This is a genomic window from Streptomyces sp. NPDC091972 (assembly GCF_044756385.1).
In the GTDB taxonomy this organism is placed as follows: Bacteria; Actinomycetota; Actinomycetes; order Streptomycetales; family Streptomycetaceae; genus Streptomyces.
Window position 1 is genome coordinate 702418 of sequence record NZ_JBIVSV010000001.1, and the last position, 15458, is coordinate 717875.

Here is a 15458-nt window from a genome sequence, read left to right on the forward strand (position 1 = left end):
CCGCTCAGGTTCCGACGAGCTGGAGCGATCCCCACAGAGCAGCCACCGACGCGGCCAGCGCGGTCGGCACGGTCAGCAGGCCGAGCCGGGTGAACTCGCCGAGGCCCACCTCGTGGTCGTCGCGGTGCAGGATGCGCCGCCACAGCAGCGTGGCCAGGGACCCGGCGTAGGTGAGGTTCGGGCCGATGTTCACCCCGAGCAGCACTGCGAGGACCGCGCCCGGCCCGGCCGCGGCGGTGAGCGGCAGCAGGACCAGGACCGCGGGCAGATTGTTGATCAGGTTCGCCAGTACGGCGGCCAGCGCGGCGATCCCCAGCAGCGCGAGGAGTCCCGTCCCGTCGGGCAGGACATGGCGCAGGGCGTCCGCGAGGCCGTTGTCGACGACCGCGCGCACCACGATGCCGAGGGCGAGCACGAAGGCCAGGAAGGCGGGCGCCGCCGCCCGCAGCACCGACACCGGGCCGGCCTTCCTCCGGACGAGCGCACGGCCCGCGAGCACCAGGGCCCCCGCGCACGCGACCCAGGCGGGATCGACGCCGAAGGCGGAGGCCACCACGAACCCGGCCAGCGTGCAGCCGACGGTGACCAGCGCGAACAGCGGCAGCCTGGGCTCCTCGGACGGCTCGGGAGAGTGGTCGACGACGGTGAGGTCGGTCTCGAAGAACCGCCGGAACACCGCGTACTCGACGGCGATCGCCGCCAGCCAGGGCAGCGTCATCAGCAGCGCGAACCGGGTGAAGCTCACCCCGCTCGCCTCGAAGGCCAGCAGATTCGTGAGGTTCGACACCGGCAGCAGCAGCGAGGCCGTGTTCGACAGGTGCGCGCACGCGTACACGTGCGGCTTCGCACGGGCCCCCATCCGGGAGGCCGTGACCAGCACCACCGGTGTCAGGAGCACCACGGTGGCGTCCAGACTGAGCACCGCGGTGATCGCCGACGCCAGCCCGAACACCCCGGTCAGCAGCCGCCCGGGCGAGCCCGCCGACCGCCGGGCCAGCCAGGCCCCGCAGGCGTGGAACAGCCCCTCGACGTCACAGAAGTGGGCGAGGACCAGGACCGCGGCCAGGAAGCCGACCACCGGCCCCAGCCGCTCGGCCTCCGCCCACGCGTGCTCCGGGGTGATCGCCCCGGTCAGGACCACGAGCCCCGCCGCGGGGACCGCGACCACGGCCTCCGGCAGGCCCCGGGGACGCAGGACCGCCCACACGAGTACGGCTACGAGAAGAGCGACGGACAGGGTTTCGGCGAGCGGGGTGTTCAGGGCGGTTCCTTCGAAGGGCGGACATACCGTGCCCGGACATGAAACCAGGCCCGGGTAAGAACCCTCCAAACGTCCCCGACCTGGGCCGTCAGGCGCCGGTGCCCGGGCTGAAGGGGATGAGCCGGACCGACGCCTCGTCGCCGGACACCGGGACCTCGCCGCCCTTCCAGGCCACCTTCAGCGGGTCCTCCTCGTCCGGCGGGGTCACCAGCAGGGCGGCGGGGGTGGCCGTGCGCGCCCCGCTGACCTCGGGGTTCGCGAAGGACAGTCCGGCCCAGGCGCTCTGCCCCGGCGCCAGTCGCACGGTCTGCGGACCGGTCGCGGAGCGCTCGGGGTCCGGGCCGAGCTGCCTGCCGGACGCGTCGACGAAGGCGGTGCCCGGATAGCCGTACAGGGTGCAGGTGCGGCTCGACCTGTTCGTCAGCACGACCGGGAAGTTCTCCTGCCCGGCGCCGGGGTTGTTGCGGCCGACGGACGCGCTGAGCTCGGAGGTGTGGCAGCGGGTCGCGCCGGCCGGGGACGGTGTCGAGGACGGGGTCAGGGAGTTGCTCACCGCGTCGGTGGGGACGCCGCTCGGGTCCTGCGAGGCGGACGGCGCCGTGGTACCGGTCGCGGGTGCCGCCGTGCCCGACTCCGTACCGGAGCCGTCCGCCGTGCCGTCGCCGCTGCCGCAGCCCGCCAGCACGCCGAGCACCGCGACCGACGCCGCGAGCAGTGCCGACCGCCGCACACCCAGGGACCTGTTCGTCATGTCTCCACACTCCCGGAGATTGCGCGCACGCGCCCGTACGGCGCCTTGTGCCCCGTCACCGAGGTCCCGATGCGGCACGGACCGGAAAAGTTCGCTCACCGTGCCGCTCATCGTGCCACCGTCGTGCCGAACGCGCCGGCACCCGTAGGTCCGGCCCGGGCCGCGCGGGTGGCGGCTCACTCCAGGTCGAGGAGCCCGATCTCCGCCCAGATCGTCTTGCCGTCGGCCGTGTGGCGGCTGCCCCAGCGCTGGGTGAGCTGAGCGACCAGGAGCAGTCCCCGGCCGCCCTCGTCCCACGTCTTGGCGCGCCGCAGATGGGGCGCGGTGTGGTTGGTGTCGGAGACCTCGCAGATCAGCGTGGCAGCGTCATGGATGAGACGCAGCCGGATGGGACGGGCGCCGTACCGGATCGCGTTGGTCACCAGCTCGCTCGTCACCAGCTCGGCCGTGAACGAGGCCTCGCTCAGGTCCCAGCGGGCGAGCTGCTCCACGACCTGCTTGCGGACGGGCGCCACCAGCGACGGGTCGGCGGGGATGTCCCAGGTCGCCACCTGGGAGGCGGGCAGCCCCAGAGTGCGCGCCAGCAGCAGGGCCACGTCGTCGGTGGAACCGCCGGCCGGGAGCAGTGCGTGCAGCACCCGGTCGCAGCTCTCCTCCAGGGAGTCGGAGGGCACGGCCAGGGTCTCGCACAGCAGCGCGCGGCCGGCGTCCGCGTCCCGCTCCCGGGACTCGATCAGCCCGTCCGTGAACAGGGACAACACGGTCCCCTCCGGCAGCGCCAGCTCGGCGGACTCGAACGGCAGCCCGCCCAGGCCCAGCGGCGGCCCCGCGGGCAGGTCCACCAGGCGCGCCTCGCCGCCCGGCGTCAGCATCACGGGTGCGGGGTGCCCGGCCCGGGCCAGCGTGCAGCGCCGCGACACCGGGTCGTACACCGCGTACAGACAGGTCGCCCCGACCTCGCCGGGGCTGCCCTCGCCACCGGCCTCCGCGGACAGCCGTACGACGAGGTCGTCGAGGTGGGTGAGGAGCTCGTCCGGGGCCAGGTCGATGTCGGCGAGGGTACGCACGGCGGTGCGCAGCCGTCCCATCGTCGCCGAGGCCTGGATGCCGTGTCCGACCACGTCCCCGACGACCATCGCGACCCGCATCCCCGACAGCGGGATCACGTCGAACCAGTCGCCGCCCACCCCGGCGCGCGCGGCCGGGAGATAGCGGGAGGCCGCCTCCACGGCGGCCGTGCGCGGCAGAGAGCGGGGCAGCAGACTGCGCTGGAGGGCGAGCGCGGTCTCGCGCTCGCGGGAGAAGCGGCGGGCGTTGTCGATACACACCCCGGCCCGCGCGGTGATCTCCTCGGCCAGCAGCACGTCGTCCGGGGTGAAGGGGTCGGGACGCCGGTAGCGGGTGAGGACCGCGACCCCGAGGGTCTGGCCGCGGGCCTGGATCGGCACGGACATCGTGGAGTGGATGCCGTACTCCTTCACCCGCTCGCCGCGGGTGGTGTTCCAGGTGAGCCACCGGTCGAGGCGTCCGGAGGCCACGGTGGCGACGATGGTGCGGCCCGCCGTCAGCGAGTCGGCCTGCGGTGAGGTGTCGGGGTACACCTCGGTGTGCCCCGGCTTGACCACCGCCAGCGGATTGCCGGGGTCCACCGACTGGTGGGCGGCGCGGCGCAGCTCGACCGGTGCGGTGAGCGGCGCCGGGGCCTCGCCCTCCTCGCGCGCGTCCAGCAGGTCGACGCTGACGAAGTCGGCGAGTGCCGGGACGCAGACGTCCGCCAGCTCCTGGGCCGTGCGGGTGACGTCGAGGGTGGTGCCGATGCGCACACTCGCCTCGTTGACGAGCTGGAGCCGCTCGCGGGCGAGGAAGTTGTCGGTGAAGTCGTGGGCGGCCAGGCACACGCCCCGCACCCGGCCCGCCGGGTCCGTGACCGGCGCCATCCGGGCCAGCCAGGCGTGCGCGCGGTCCTCGCCGCCCGTGCGCATGTACGTCTGCACGTCCTGGGGCCGGCCCGTGGTGAGCACGTGCAGCAGGTGCTCCTCCAACTCCTCGCTCTGCGGCTTCCCGCCGATCTCGGACAGCCTGAGCCCCTGGATGCGCTTCTCGGGCAGTCCGATCACGTCGGCCATGGCGTCGTTGACCCGGCGCAGCCGCAGGTGCTCGTCGTACACGGCGACGGCACAGGGCGACTGGGTCAGCACGGCCGTGCCCAGCGGGTCGTCGGGGGAGCGGGGGCCGCCGGGCTCCAGGGGGGTGACCACGAGCCAGTGCCCGGGCCCGCCGTCCGACGAGTTCTGGTGGTGGGCGAGCAGCCACACCGAGACCGCGGTGCCGTCGCGGTGGCACAGCGTGAGGGTGCCGTCCCAGCGGGCGCCCACGGGCCCGTCGGGCCCTTCCTCGCCCCCGCTGACCAGGAGGTTCACCGCCGGTCTGCCCACGACTTCGGCGGGTGACCAGCCCAGCAGCCGCTGCGCGCCGGCGTTCCAGGCGACCAGCGTGCCGTCCTCACCGACGACGGCTCGAGCCGTCGCCGCGTCGTCGAACGGGTACACGAGGGTCATCGTCGCCACTCCATTGCGCGCACTCTCAGTGAACAAACAGGTCACTTGGGTTCCAGCCTAGTGCGTCGCGCTCGGTCACGAACGGCGAACCCCTGTGCACGCCCCACCCGTGACCGGACCGCCGTCAAGGGGGAAATCCGGCCGGGTCGGCGGGCGGGGGAGGAGCAGCCGACCGCACCCTCGACCGCCCTGACCGGCTCACAGCTGCACCAGCCCGCACGGCAGCGCGGGCACGTTCCATCCGTCATGGCAAGTGCCCCGCCTGCCAGGCGAGTTGACCGTGGTTGCGAGGACGACCGGCAGGGCGGTCGCCACCGACGTGCTCCGCACGGCCGGTAGGCCCCTCGCGCTCCCTCTCGCCGCCGACCGGAAGTCCCGCGCCGCGGACGGCCGTTCGCCGGTCCTCGTCACCGCCGACGTCGTCGACGCCTGTGAAACGGTCGTGCTCGACGCGAGCATCACCCGGACCGGCCCGCACCGCCTCGCACGGCAAAATCCTCACGATCGTCCGGTTCGGCGCCGAACGGATCGTGAGGGTGACGGCGAGCGCGGAGGGGAAGCGGGCGGAGGCGGCGAAGGCGCATCACCCCGTCCCGCTCGGCGGCTCTCACCGAGCCGGCCGACCTCACCCCCGGCCTTCCGCCCCTTGCGAACCGCCCTGCGGGGGACGCCAGTTACTTCGGCGGAACCGGACACGTCTCCCGCCGCCATGCTCGACGGTGACCCCGCCACCGACTGGTCCGACGACTTCAGCGAGGCCGCCGTCGCCCTGCCGCCCGCCTTCGGCGGCACGCGGCCCAGGTCTGGGTCCTCGTGGACCGCGGGCGGCCCTGGACCCTCGTCCGGGCGGCGATCTCCTTCACCCTGAGCGCGTCCCCCAGCCTGCCCCGGATACGCGCTGGTCGGCGTGAGCCGGGGCGGAGAGCCGCGGACGGCGTCGAAGGTTCTCACCGTCGGCACACTCGAGACGGCACCCCGTGGCGACGGTCTCCTCCTGCGTGACCTGGGGAGCGGTGCGCGTCGCCGAGCCGGACGTTCCGGCGAGCAGACCGCTTCGCCGGCGGTCCCGGCGGCAACCCGTCCCGTCCGGACCGTTGACGGGGTGTCATGCCTGCAACAAACATGGCCTGCGACCGTTGGGAGCGCTCCCATTCCGAGCGCCGCCCGTATCTCCTCCGAGGAGCCCGGACGTGAACAGACGCAGAACCGCCCTGTTGTCCCTGACCGCGCTGCTGGGTGCGGCACTAGTGGCCTCGCCCGTCTCCCCGGCCGCCGCCGACGAGGTCGAGCAGCTCAAGAACGGCACCTTCGACACCGCCGTGGAACCCTGGTGGGCGAGCAGCAACGTCACCGCGGCCGTGTCCGACGGACAGCTCTGCGCGGACGTGCCGGGTGGCACCGCCAACCGCTGGGACGCCGCCGTCGGCCAGAACGACGTCACCCTGGTGAAGGGGGAGTCGTACAAGTTCTCCTTCACGGCGAAGGGTTCGCCCGAAGGGCATGTCGTGCGGGCGATCGTGGGGCTGCAAGTGGCGCCCTATGACACTTATTTCGAGGTGAGCCCGCAGCTCAGCGTGTCCGGGAACTCCTACTCGTACACGTTCACCTCGCCCGTCGACACCGCCCAGGGACAGGTCGGCTTCCAGCTCGGCGGCAGCGCCGACCCGTTCCGGTTCTGCATGGACGACGCCTCCCTGCTGGGCGGGGTCCCGCCCGAGGTGTACGAGCCCGACACCGGGCCGCGCGTGCGCGTCAACCAGGTCGCCTACCTGCCCGCCGGACCCAAGAACGCCACCCTGGTCACCGACGCCACCGCGCAACTGCCCTGGCAGCTCAAGAACGCCTCCGGCGCTGTCGTCGCCCACGGCACGACCGTGCCCCGGGGTGTCGACGCCTCCTCCGGGCAGAACGTCCACTCCATCGACTTCAGCGCCTACAAGAAGCGCGGCACGGGCCTCACGCTGGTCGCGGACGGCGAGACCAGCCGCCCCTTCGACATCGGCACGGGCGCCTACGAGCAGCTCCGCCTCGACGCGGCGAAGTACTACTACACCCAGCGCAGCGGCATCGCCATCCGCGACGACCTGCGCCCCGGCTACGGCCGCGCCGCCGGTCACGTGAACGTGGCCCCCAACCAGGGCGACAAGGACGTGCCCTGCCAGCCGGGCGTGTGCGACTACACCCTCGACGTCACCGGCGGCTGGTACGACGCCGGCGACCACGGCAAGTACGTCGTCAACGGCGGCATCTCCACCTGGGAGGTGCTCAGCACCTACGAACGCGAGCTGCTGGCCCGCACCGGGCAGCCCGCGAAGCTCGGCGACGGCACCCTCGCCATCCCCGAGAGCGGCAACAAGGTCCCGGACATCCTCGACGAGGCCCGCTGGGAGCTGGAGTTCCTGCTGAAGATGCAGGTGCCGGACGGCAGGCCGCTGGCCGGGATGGCCCACCACAAGATCCACGACGAGCAGTGGACCGGTCTGCCGCTGCTGCCGAGCGACGACCCGCAGAAGCGTGAACTGCACCCGGTGTCCACCGCGGCCACCCTCAACCTCGCCGCGACGGCCGCGCAGGCCGCCCGCCTGTACAAGCCGTACGACAAGGCGTTCGCGGCGAAGGCCCTGGCGGCCGCCCGCAAGGCCTGGACCGCAGCCCTGGCCCACCCCGACCTGTACGCCTCGGAGAGCGACGGCACCGGCGGCGGCAGCTACGCCGACAACAACGTGACCGACGAGTTCTACTGGGCGGCCGCCGAGCTGTACCTGACCACGGGCGAGAAGTCCTTCCAGGAGCACGTGCTCGCCTCACCGGTGCACACCGCCGACATCTTCAGCCCCGTCGGCTACGACTGGGCCCGCACGGCCGCGGCGGCCCGGCTGGACCTGGCGACCGTGCCCAGCAAGCTGCCCGGCCGCGACAAGGTCCGCCAGTCCGTCGTCAAGGGCGCCGACCGCTACCTGGCCACCCTGAAGGCCCACCCCTACGGCATGCCGTACGCCCCCGAGGGCAACCTCTACGACTGGGGCTCCAACCACCAGATCCTGCACAACGGCATCGTCATCGCGACCGCCTACGACATCACCGGCGCCTCCAAGTACCGGGACGGCGCGCTCCAGGGCATCGACTACATCTTCGGCCGCAACGCCCTGAACATCTCGTACGTGACCGGCTACGGCGAGGTCAACTCCCACAACCAGCACGCCCGCTGGTACGCCCACCAGCTCGACCCGAACATGCCGAACCCGCCGAAGGGAACCCTCGCCGGCGGGCCCAACTCCTCCATCCAGGACCCCTACGCACAGAGCAAACTCCAGGGCTGTGTCGGTCAGTTCTGCTACATCGACGACATCCAGTCCTGGTCGACCAACGAGCACACCATCAACTGGAACTCCGCTCTGACCCGGATGGCGTCGTTCGTGGCGGATCAAGGCTGACCCTCGCGTGTTCCACCAGCTCACCGGGCCGTTCGTGCGCGGTGAGCGTGTGGAGCCGGGCCTGATCGAGCGGCTGGTGCACCTCGACGTACTCACCGTGCGGCAGCCGCTTGATCAGCCCGGTCTCCCGGCCGTGCAGCACCAGCTCGCGGTCCCGGAGCTGGAGGCCGAGGCAGATGCGCCGGGTGGCGACGAAGACGGCCACCGGGACCACGAACATCCCGATCCGAACGGCCCAGGTGACGGTGTTGATCGACAGGTGCAGCCGGGTGGCCACGATGTCGTTGCCGCCGCCCGCCAGCAGGATCAGGTACAGGCTGATCCAGGAGGTGCCGATCGCCGTGCGGACCGGCCTGTTGCGCGGGCGGTCCAGCAGGTGGTGCTCCCGCTTGTCCTTGGTGAACCGGGCCTCCAGGAACGGGTAGATCCCGATGAAGACCAGTAGCAGCGGGAAGACCACGACCGGGATGAGCACCCCCAGGATCAGCGTGTGGCCCCCTACGGTGATCTCCCAGCCCGGCATCACCCGCACCAGGCCCTCCGCGAAGCCCAGGTACCAGTCCGGCTGCGCGCCGGTGGAGACCTGGTCGGCGCGGTAGGGACCGTACGACCAGACCGGGTTGATCGAGGCCACGGCCGCGATCAGGGTGAGTGTCCCGAACACCAGGAAGAAGAACCCGCCCGCCTTCGCCAGGTACACCGGGAAGAACGGCGTGCCGACCACGTTGCGTTCGGTCTTGCCGGGGCCCGCGAACTGGGTGTGCTTGTGGTAGACGACCAGGATCAGGTGGGCCACCACCAGGGCCGCCATGATGCCGGGGATCACCAGGATGTGCAGCGAGTAGAAGCGGGCCACGATGTCGTGGCCGGGGAACTCGCCGCCGAACAGGAACATCGCGAGGTAGGTGCCGACGATCGGCACCGACAGGGTGGCGCCGTAGACGAACCTGAGGCCCGTGCCGGACAGCAGGTCGTCCGGCAGGGAGTAGCCGAACAGGCCCTCGAACAGGCCGAGGAACAGCAGCGACCAGCCGAACAGCCAGTTGACCTCGCGCGGCTTGCGGAACGAGCCGGTGAAGAAGTGCCGCATCATGTGCGTGAGCATCCCGGCCACGAAGATCAGCGCCGACCAGTGGTGCAGCTGCCGGATCAGCAGTCCGCCGCGCACGTCGAAGCTGATGTCGAGCGTGGAGGCGTACGCCTCCGACATGCGCACGCCGTTCAGGGGCGTGTAACTGCCGTGGTACGTCACCTCGTTCATCGACGGGTGGAAGAACAGGGTCAGCCACACCCCGGTCAGGATCAGCACGACGAAGCTGTACAGGCAGATCTCGCCGAGCAGGAAGGACCAGTGGTCAGGGAAGACCTTGCGCAGGTACTTAGCGCCCAGTGTGCGGGTGCCCAGCCGTCCGTCGAGCCAGCCCGAGAGCCGCTCGCCCCTGCCCGCCGGGAGTTCCGTGCGCGTCACGCCTCCTCCTTCTGCACATGCGAGAGCTTGTCGGGGTTGGTGACGACGAAGAGGCCGCGGACCCGGTCGCCCTCCGGGGTGAGGTCCAGGACGATCACCGCGTACGGCGCGTCGTCCCGGAACAGCACGGCCGCGTCGTCGCCGTTGACCCTGCGGTGGCGCAGCTCCAGGGCGGATCCCAGGCCCCCGCCCCGCTTCGCGTAACCGGTGAGCAGCCGAACGGCCTTGTCGCGGCCGTGCACCGGGCGCAGCGCCGTCGGCCTGCGCTTGCCGCCGCCGTCCGTCCACACCGTCACGTCCGGCGCGAGGATCTCCATCAACTCCGCGATGTCCCCGCCGACGGCGGCCTTCACGAAACGTTCCGTCGCCTCCCGGCGGACCCGGGGGTGCGCCTCGTACAGCGGCCGGCGGGCGAGCACATGGGCCCGGGCGCGGTGCGCCACCTGCCGTACGGCGGCCGGGGTGCGGTCGAGGATCTCCGCGATCTCGGTGTGGGCGTAGCCGAACACCTCGTGCAGCACGAACACCGCGCGTTCCAGCGGGGACAGCGACTCCAGGACCACCAGCATCGCCAGCGACACGGACTCGGTGCGCAGCGCGGGGTCGTCGGCGCCGTCCTCGTCGGCGACCAGCGGCTCGGGCAGCCACGGGCCGACGTAGGTCTCCCGGCGGCGGCTGATCACGGCCCGCCGCTGGAGCGTGTGGTTGACGGCGATCCGGACCAGGTAGGCGCGGGGGTTGTCGACCCCGTCCGCACCCCGGCGCGACCACGACAGCCAGGTGTCCTGGAGCACGTCCTCGGTGTCGGCGACGCTGCCCAGCATGTTGTAGACGACGCCGAACAACAGCTCCCGGTGCTCGACGAAGACACCGGTCGCCGCCTCGGCGTCGGGATCGCGGATCTCGGACATCTTGTGTGGCCTCCCAGTAGCGCGCTCACTACTGCGAGGCCCCGCGGCCGCGGAATGTGACATCCGCGGCTGGAATGTGACCCACGCCTCACCTAGGAGGCGTCGTGGAACACGATCCCCAGCGCGTGCCGCCGCCCGGAGCGCACTGTGCTCACCCCGTGCCGCATCGCCCCGGCGGACCATCCGCGCTTCGTGCGCACCGGCCGTTCGCGGGTCGTGAAGACCACGCCGTGACCCCGGGGGAGGACGGTCGCCGTGCCCCGGGACTGGGCGCGGGGACGCTGCTCGACCATCAGGAACTCGCCGCCGGTGTAGTCGTTGCCGTACTCGTCCAGACCCACCACCACCTGGAGGGGGAAGACCAGGTCGCCGAAGACGTCGCGGTGCAGGGCGTTCCAGTCGCCCGCCGTGTAGCGCAGCAGGATCTGGGCCGAGCGGTCCTGCCCGGCGGCGTGGCAGCGCTCCAGCCACTCGTCGAGGGAGTCCGGCCAGGGGGCGGGACGGCCGAGCCGGGCGGCCCAGTCACGGGCCACGGGCAGCAGGCGGGGGTAGAGCGCGGCGCGCAGCGCGGCGACCGGGGCGGGCAGGTCGTGGGTGAAGTAGCGGTACTCGCCCGAACCGAAACGGTGGCGTGCCATGTCGACGGTGGTGCGGAACAGCTCCGGTTTCCCGTACAGCGCCGTCAGCTCCCGGCACTCGGCCGGTGTCAGCAGCGGTGCCGTCGGCGCGCAGCCGTGCACGTCCAACTCGGCGGCGAGCGCGGCCCAGTCGGTCTCGGCGGCCCGGGCGGCGGCCAGGTCGGGGGTGACTGTCATGACGTTTCCTCCTCACCTCGAGTCTCGGACCCGGACCCCCGCGCGTCCGGCGGGAATCGGACGTCGTGCTCGGCCCCCTTCGGTACCGCTTGCTGACCGGTCTGACCTGCGACTATTTACGGCCGAGTACCCGCGCGGTACCGTGAAGGCATGCCAGCTCTCAACGTGGAGTTCAGCGATCGCGAGCTAGAGGACCTGCGGCAGATCGCCAAGGAGCGCGGTACGTCGATGAAGGCCCTCGTCCGGGAGGCCGCCGCGGCCGACATCGCCCGGCACCGGGCGCTCCAGGAGGGCGCGGAGGCGTTCCGGCGCTTCTTCTCCACCCACGCCGAAGAGTTCGCCGCCGCCTTCCCCGAGGACGAACCGGCCTCCAAGGGCGCGGGGCGGGTCGCCTGAGCGATGGCATCCGTGGTTCACATCGACGTGCCCTGGCTGCTCCAGCGGCACGAAGAGGTCCTGCCCGACCAGCCCACGATCAACGACTTCTCGGCCCTCGTCGCAGCCGTCGCCCGGCACCGCGTCGACCCGCCCCGCCTCGGCGTGGACTCCGACCCGGCCTGGCGCGCGGCGGCCCTCCTGCACACCCTGGCGCTGCTCAAGCCCTTACCGTCGGCCAACGCCCGCTTCGCCTGTGCCACCGCCGTGGCCTACATGTTCGTCAGCGGCGTCGGCATCGACCCGCCCTACGGGGCCCTCGTCGACCTGGCCCGCGACCTGATCTCCGGCAAGACCGACGTGTACGGCGCGGCCGACCGGCTGCGCTCCTGGCAGATCTGAGGACGCCGGTCGCGCCGCCGGTCCGGAGCCCGACCCGGGCGCCCGGCCGGACGCCGACCACCTCGCCCCCGGGGCCGCCGACCGAGGGCGGGAGGAACGGGGTCGGCGGCCGGGGTTTCGCGCGGGAGAGCCGCCGTCCCGCGCGGGGCCTTCGAGAAGGGCCGTCTCCAGTGGACTACCGGTCAACTCGCCGGGGGAGCGTGCGCGGCGCTCCGGCGCGTGCGCGGGTTTCACACGGGGCGCATGAAATGTCGAAAGCCGGTGCGAGGGCACGCAGTTGCGACTTCGTCTGACCATCTTTCAAAGTGCTGCGGATGTTGCCCGGGTGCCTTGTTGGCCGTGAGTGACCTGTGCAAGGGTGAACCACCTGTGTGGGGGGCAAGGCCGGGTCGCATTCGCCCCGTGGGGAACCGGGGCGAGGGGGCGCCGGCGCATTCGTGCTTCCCACCCTCGCGCCCGAAAGGGATGCCCTTCGGCACGCCTTTTCGGCAGGGGAACTTCAGTGCGTCCCATGTCTGTGGGAAGGAAACCCGCTCAGTGCCCACCCCCCACCCCCCGCTCCCTCCTTACCCGCCGCCCGGCGGCGCCTCCGGAGAATCCGACGAGGATCTCGCCGCTCGCCTCAGGGGCCGTCCCGACGGTGAGGCCGCCCGGGCCGTCGCCCTGCTCATGGCCCGCCACTGGAAGCCGGCCCAGGACTACGCCGTCATCTGCCTCGCCTCCTCGTCCGCGACCGCCTCCATGGTGGCCGCGGCCGCCTTTCACCAGGTCCTGGACCGGCTCGCGCTCGGCGAACCCGCTCTCGCGCTGCGTCCCAGAACCCTCGTGGCCGTGCGGGACACGGTCAGGCAGTGGACGGCCGAGGACCGGACCACCGGTGTGCTGCCGGACCTGATGAAACCGAACGGCGGCCGCGGAATGCGGGCCGCCAAGTCCATGACACCCGAAAACCGCAAGCTCGCCGAGCGGTCATTCCAGTCCCTTCCCGGACTCGCCCGCTGTCTGCTGTGGCACACCGAGGTGGAACGGGAGTCGACAACGGTGCCCGCCGCACTCCTCGGCATGGACACCGACACCGCGTCGGCCGCGCTCGAACAGGCGCGGGAGAAATTCCGTGAAGGGTGTGTACACGCCCATCGGGAACTCGCGCCGACGAAGGACTGCCGCTTCTACAACCGTCTCCTCGACGTTCCCATTCGCCGCGGCGGAGCCCTGCTGCCGGATGTCCAGCAGCATCTCGCCGAGTGCCGCTACTGCCGCTCCGCCGCGGAACAACTGAGCCATTTCGAAGGAGGGCTGGGGGTACTCATCGCCGAGGCGGTGCTGGGCTGGGGTGCCCGCCGCTATCTCGAACTGCGCGCCGGGCGTACGCCCCCGCCGGCGGCCCGTGGCCGGGGCGCCGGCCGGCACGGCGCGGGACGCCGCGGCATCCTCGCGCGCATCCCCGCTCCCGGCCGCCGCGCCCCCGGCGAGGGCGGGGGGCCGCGGTCCTCACGGACCCTGCTCACCGGCGTGGGCCTGACCTCCGCCGGCCTCCTCGCGGCCATGCTCGCCGCAGGCCTGTGGTCGCACGACGGCGGCGCCGACCCCGCCGCCTCCAACAGCGCCACCGGGAGGGGCACGACTCCGGGTGCCGGGACCCGTACGCCGGGCACCGCCCAACTGCCCACCGCCCCCGCGGTGACCCGGCTGCGCAACGCCGCCGCCGACCTCTGCCTCGACATCCGGGGCGTCGTGAAGGCGGGCGCGAGCACCGAACTCGCCGCCTGCTCCGGCGGGTTGACCCAAAGATGGTCGTACGGAGCGGACGGCCTGCTGCGCAGCGAGGCGGACCCCGAGCTGTGCCTGGACTCGCACAAGGACGCGGGCGTGGTCATCCTCGGCACGTGCGCCGACGAGAAGTCGAAGCGGGCCGACGACGTGCGCTACGACCTCACCGTGCAGGGCGAGTTGCTGCCCCGCTGGGACGAGCAGCTCGCTCTCGCGCCCACTGCCGGGAACCCCGGCGCCGATGTCGTCGTCAAGGTGCGCGACCGCTCCGACCAGCAGCGGTGGCTGGCCGACACGGCCACCGGGGCGAGTCCCGGTTCGCTGTCGGTGACCGGGAGCGAGGCGCCGCGGGCCCGGCCCGCGGACCTCAGGGACCGGGTCTAGCGACGGTCCCCTCGCGGGTTCGCGGGCCCGTGGCCGGCGGGGAGGCGTTCCCCGGTGGATGCCTCCCCCTCTGTGGGGGCCTCCCCGCAGGCGGGATCATCCGCCTCGGTGGGGGCCTCCTCTCAGGCCGGGTCCTCCACGAGGTCGTCGGGGCCGACCGTGGCCGGGCCCGCGTGGCCGGAGAGGGCGAGCGTGAGGTCCAGCTCCGCGAGCAGACAGCGGATCACATGCTCGACGCCCGCCTGTCCGTCGAGTCCGAGGCCGTAGACGTACGGGCGTCCGAGGAGCACCGCGCGGGCGCCGAGGGCGAGGGCCTTGAAGACGTCGTCGCCGGTGCGGACACCGCTGTCGAAGAGCACGGTCAGCCGGTCGCCGACCGCCTCCACCACCCGCGGCAGCGCGTCGGCCGCCGCGACCGACCCGGCGACCTGCCGGCCGCCGTGGTTGGACACGACGACCCCGTCCATCCCGGCGTCGGCCGCCCGGCGGGCGTCGTCCGGGTGCAGAACGCCCTTGAGGACGATCGGCCCGTCCCAGTTCTCCCGGAGCACCGCGAGGTCGGGCCAGGTCTTGCCGGGGTCCGCGAACATGCCGACGAAGTGCAGCACGGCGGCGTTCGGGTCCTCGTGCACCGGCTTGGCCAGGCCCGCCTGGAAGGCCGGGTCGGAGAAGTAGTTGGCGGTGCCGACGCCGTGCAGGAACGGCAGGTAGGCCTGGTCGAGGTCGCGGGGCCGCCAGGACAGCAGCGGGGTGTCCAGGGTGACGACCAGGGCCGTGAAACCGGCCGCCCTCGCCCGGTCCAGGAAACTCAGGGCCACCTGCGGGTCCTTGGGCCAGTAGAGCTGGAACCAGCGCTCGGCGTCCCCCATCGCCTCGGCGACCTGCTCCATCGGTGTGCTGGAGGCGGACGACAGGATGTAGGGCACGCCCTGTGCCGCCGCCGCCCGGGCCGCCGCCGACTCCGCGTCCGGGTGCATGATCGACAGGACGCCGACCGGTGCGAGCGCCAGCGGTGCGGGCAGCGGACGGCCCAGCACCTCGACGGACAGGTCGCGTTCGTGGACGTCCCGCAGCATGCGCGGGACGATCCGGCGCCGCTCCAGCGCGGCCCGGTTCGCCCGCGCCGTACTGCCGTCGCCCGCGCTGCCCGCCACGTAGCCCACCGGACCCGGGCCGAGGCGCTGCTCGGTGAGCTCCTCCAGCCGGGTCAGGTCGGTGGGCAGCCGGGGCACCGCACCCGACATCCCGTTCAGGTAGATCTCGTACTGGAAGTCCGCCCAGTGCCTGGCCATCGGTCCGAACCGCCTCTCCTCGTCGGGTCCGCCGACG

Annotated in this window: 11 protein-coding genes; 4 read left to right on the forward strand and 7 right to left on the reverse strand. The window is 72.5% G+C overall.

Annotation, left to right across the window (positions count from 1 at the left end; genetic code table 11):
- Positions 1-4: 4 nt before the first annotated feature.
- The 3 genes from ACIQJT_RS03365 to ACIQJT_RS03375 all read right to left on the reverse strand — a co-directional run bounded on the left by ACIQJT_RS03365 (position 5) and on the right by ACIQJT_RS03375 (position 4570).
- On the reverse strand, positions 5-1261 hold the full coding sequence (locus tag ACIQJT_RS03365; protein ID WP_402640070.1) for an arsenic transporter: 1257 nt from the start codon (positions 1259-1261) through the stop codon (positions 5-7).
- 88 nt (positions 1262-1349) lie between these two features.
- Complete coding sequence (locus ACIQJT_RS03370) at positions 1350-2012, reverse strand: DUF4232 domain-containing protein (RefSeq protein ID WP_402639446.1); 663 nt, start codon at positions 2010-2012, stop codon at positions 1350-1352.
- Between the two features lie 176 nt (positions 2013-2188).
- Positions 2189-4570, reverse strand: a complete 2382-nt coding sequence (locus tag ACIQJT_RS03375; RefSeq protein ID WP_402639448.1) for a SpoIIE family protein phosphatase — start codon at positions 4568-4570, stop codon at positions 2189-2191.
- Between the two features lie 1190 nt (positions 4571-5760).
- Between ACIQJT_RS03375 and ACIQJT_RS03380 the strand changes: the two genes are divergently transcribed.
- Positions 5761-8004 (forward strand): glycoside hydrolase family 9 protein, encoded by a 2244-nt coding sequence (locus ACIQJT_RS03380; protein ID WP_365459227.1) that lies wholly within the window; start codon positions 5761-5763, stop codon positions 8002-8004.
- Here the strand turns inward: ACIQJT_RS03380 and ACIQJT_RS03385 are convergent.
- The 3 genes from ACIQJT_RS03385 to ACIQJT_RS03395 all read right to left on the reverse strand — a co-directional run bounded on the left by ACIQJT_RS03385 (position 7949) and on the right by ACIQJT_RS03395 (position 11198).
- Positions 7949-9472 (reverse strand): cytochrome bc complex cytochrome b subunit, encoded by a 1524-nt coding sequence (locus tag ACIQJT_RS03385; RefSeq protein ID WP_402639450.1) that lies wholly within the window; start codon positions 9470-9472, stop codon positions 7949-7951. The two genes, ACIQJT_RS03380 and ACIQJT_RS03385, sit on opposite strands and share 56 nt — an antisense overlap.
- Positions 9469-10383 (reverse strand): RNA polymerase sigma factor SigJ, encoded by a 915-nt coding sequence (sigJ, locus tag ACIQJT_RS03390; protein ID WP_402639452.1) that lies wholly within the window; start codon positions 10381-10383, stop codon positions 9469-9471. The genes ACIQJT_RS03385 and sigJ overlap by 4 nt, the downstream gene beginning before the upstream one ends.
- 92 nt (positions 10384-10475) lie before the next feature.
- Entirely contained in the window at positions 10476-11198 is a 723-nt protein-coding gene (locus ACIQJT_RS03395) for a 2OG-Fe(II) oxygenase (RefSeq protein ID WP_402639454.1), read from the reverse strand.
- A 150-nt stretch (positions 11199-11348) separates the two neighbouring features.
- Here ACIQJT_RS03395 and ACIQJT_RS03400 point away from each other — a divergent pair, with 150 nt between their 5' ends.
- The 3 genes from ACIQJT_RS03400 to ACIQJT_RS03410 all read left to right on the forward strand — a co-directional run bounded on the left by ACIQJT_RS03400 (position 11349) and on the right by ACIQJT_RS03410 (position 14129).
- Positions 11349-11594 (forward strand): hypothetical protein, encoded by a 246-nt coding sequence (locus ACIQJT_RS03400; RefSeq protein WP_402639456.1) that lies wholly within the window; start codon positions 11349-11351, stop codon positions 11592-11594.
- A gap of 3 nt (positions 11595-11597) precedes the next feature.
- Complete coding sequence (locus ACIQJT_RS03405; protein WP_007386606.1) at positions 11598-11975, forward strand: hypothetical protein; 378 nt, start codon at positions 11598-11600, stop codon at positions 11973-11975.
- Between the two features lie 537 nt (positions 11976-12512).
- A complete protein-coding gene (locus ACIQJT_RS03410; protein WP_402639458.1) occupies positions 12513-14129 on the forward strand; it encodes an RICIN domain-containing protein in 1617 nt (538 codons plus the stop codon).
- Between the two features lie 122 nt (positions 14130-14251).
- Here the strand turns inward: ACIQJT_RS03410 and ACIQJT_RS03415 are convergent, their stop codons facing one another.
- Positions 14252-15421: a lactate 2-monooxygenase gene (locus tag ACIQJT_RS03415; protein WP_402639460.1), complete on the reverse strand. Its 1170-nt coding sequence runs from the start codon at positions 15419-15421 to the stop codon at positions 14252-14254.
- Positions 15422-15458 lie beyond the last annotated feature (37 nt).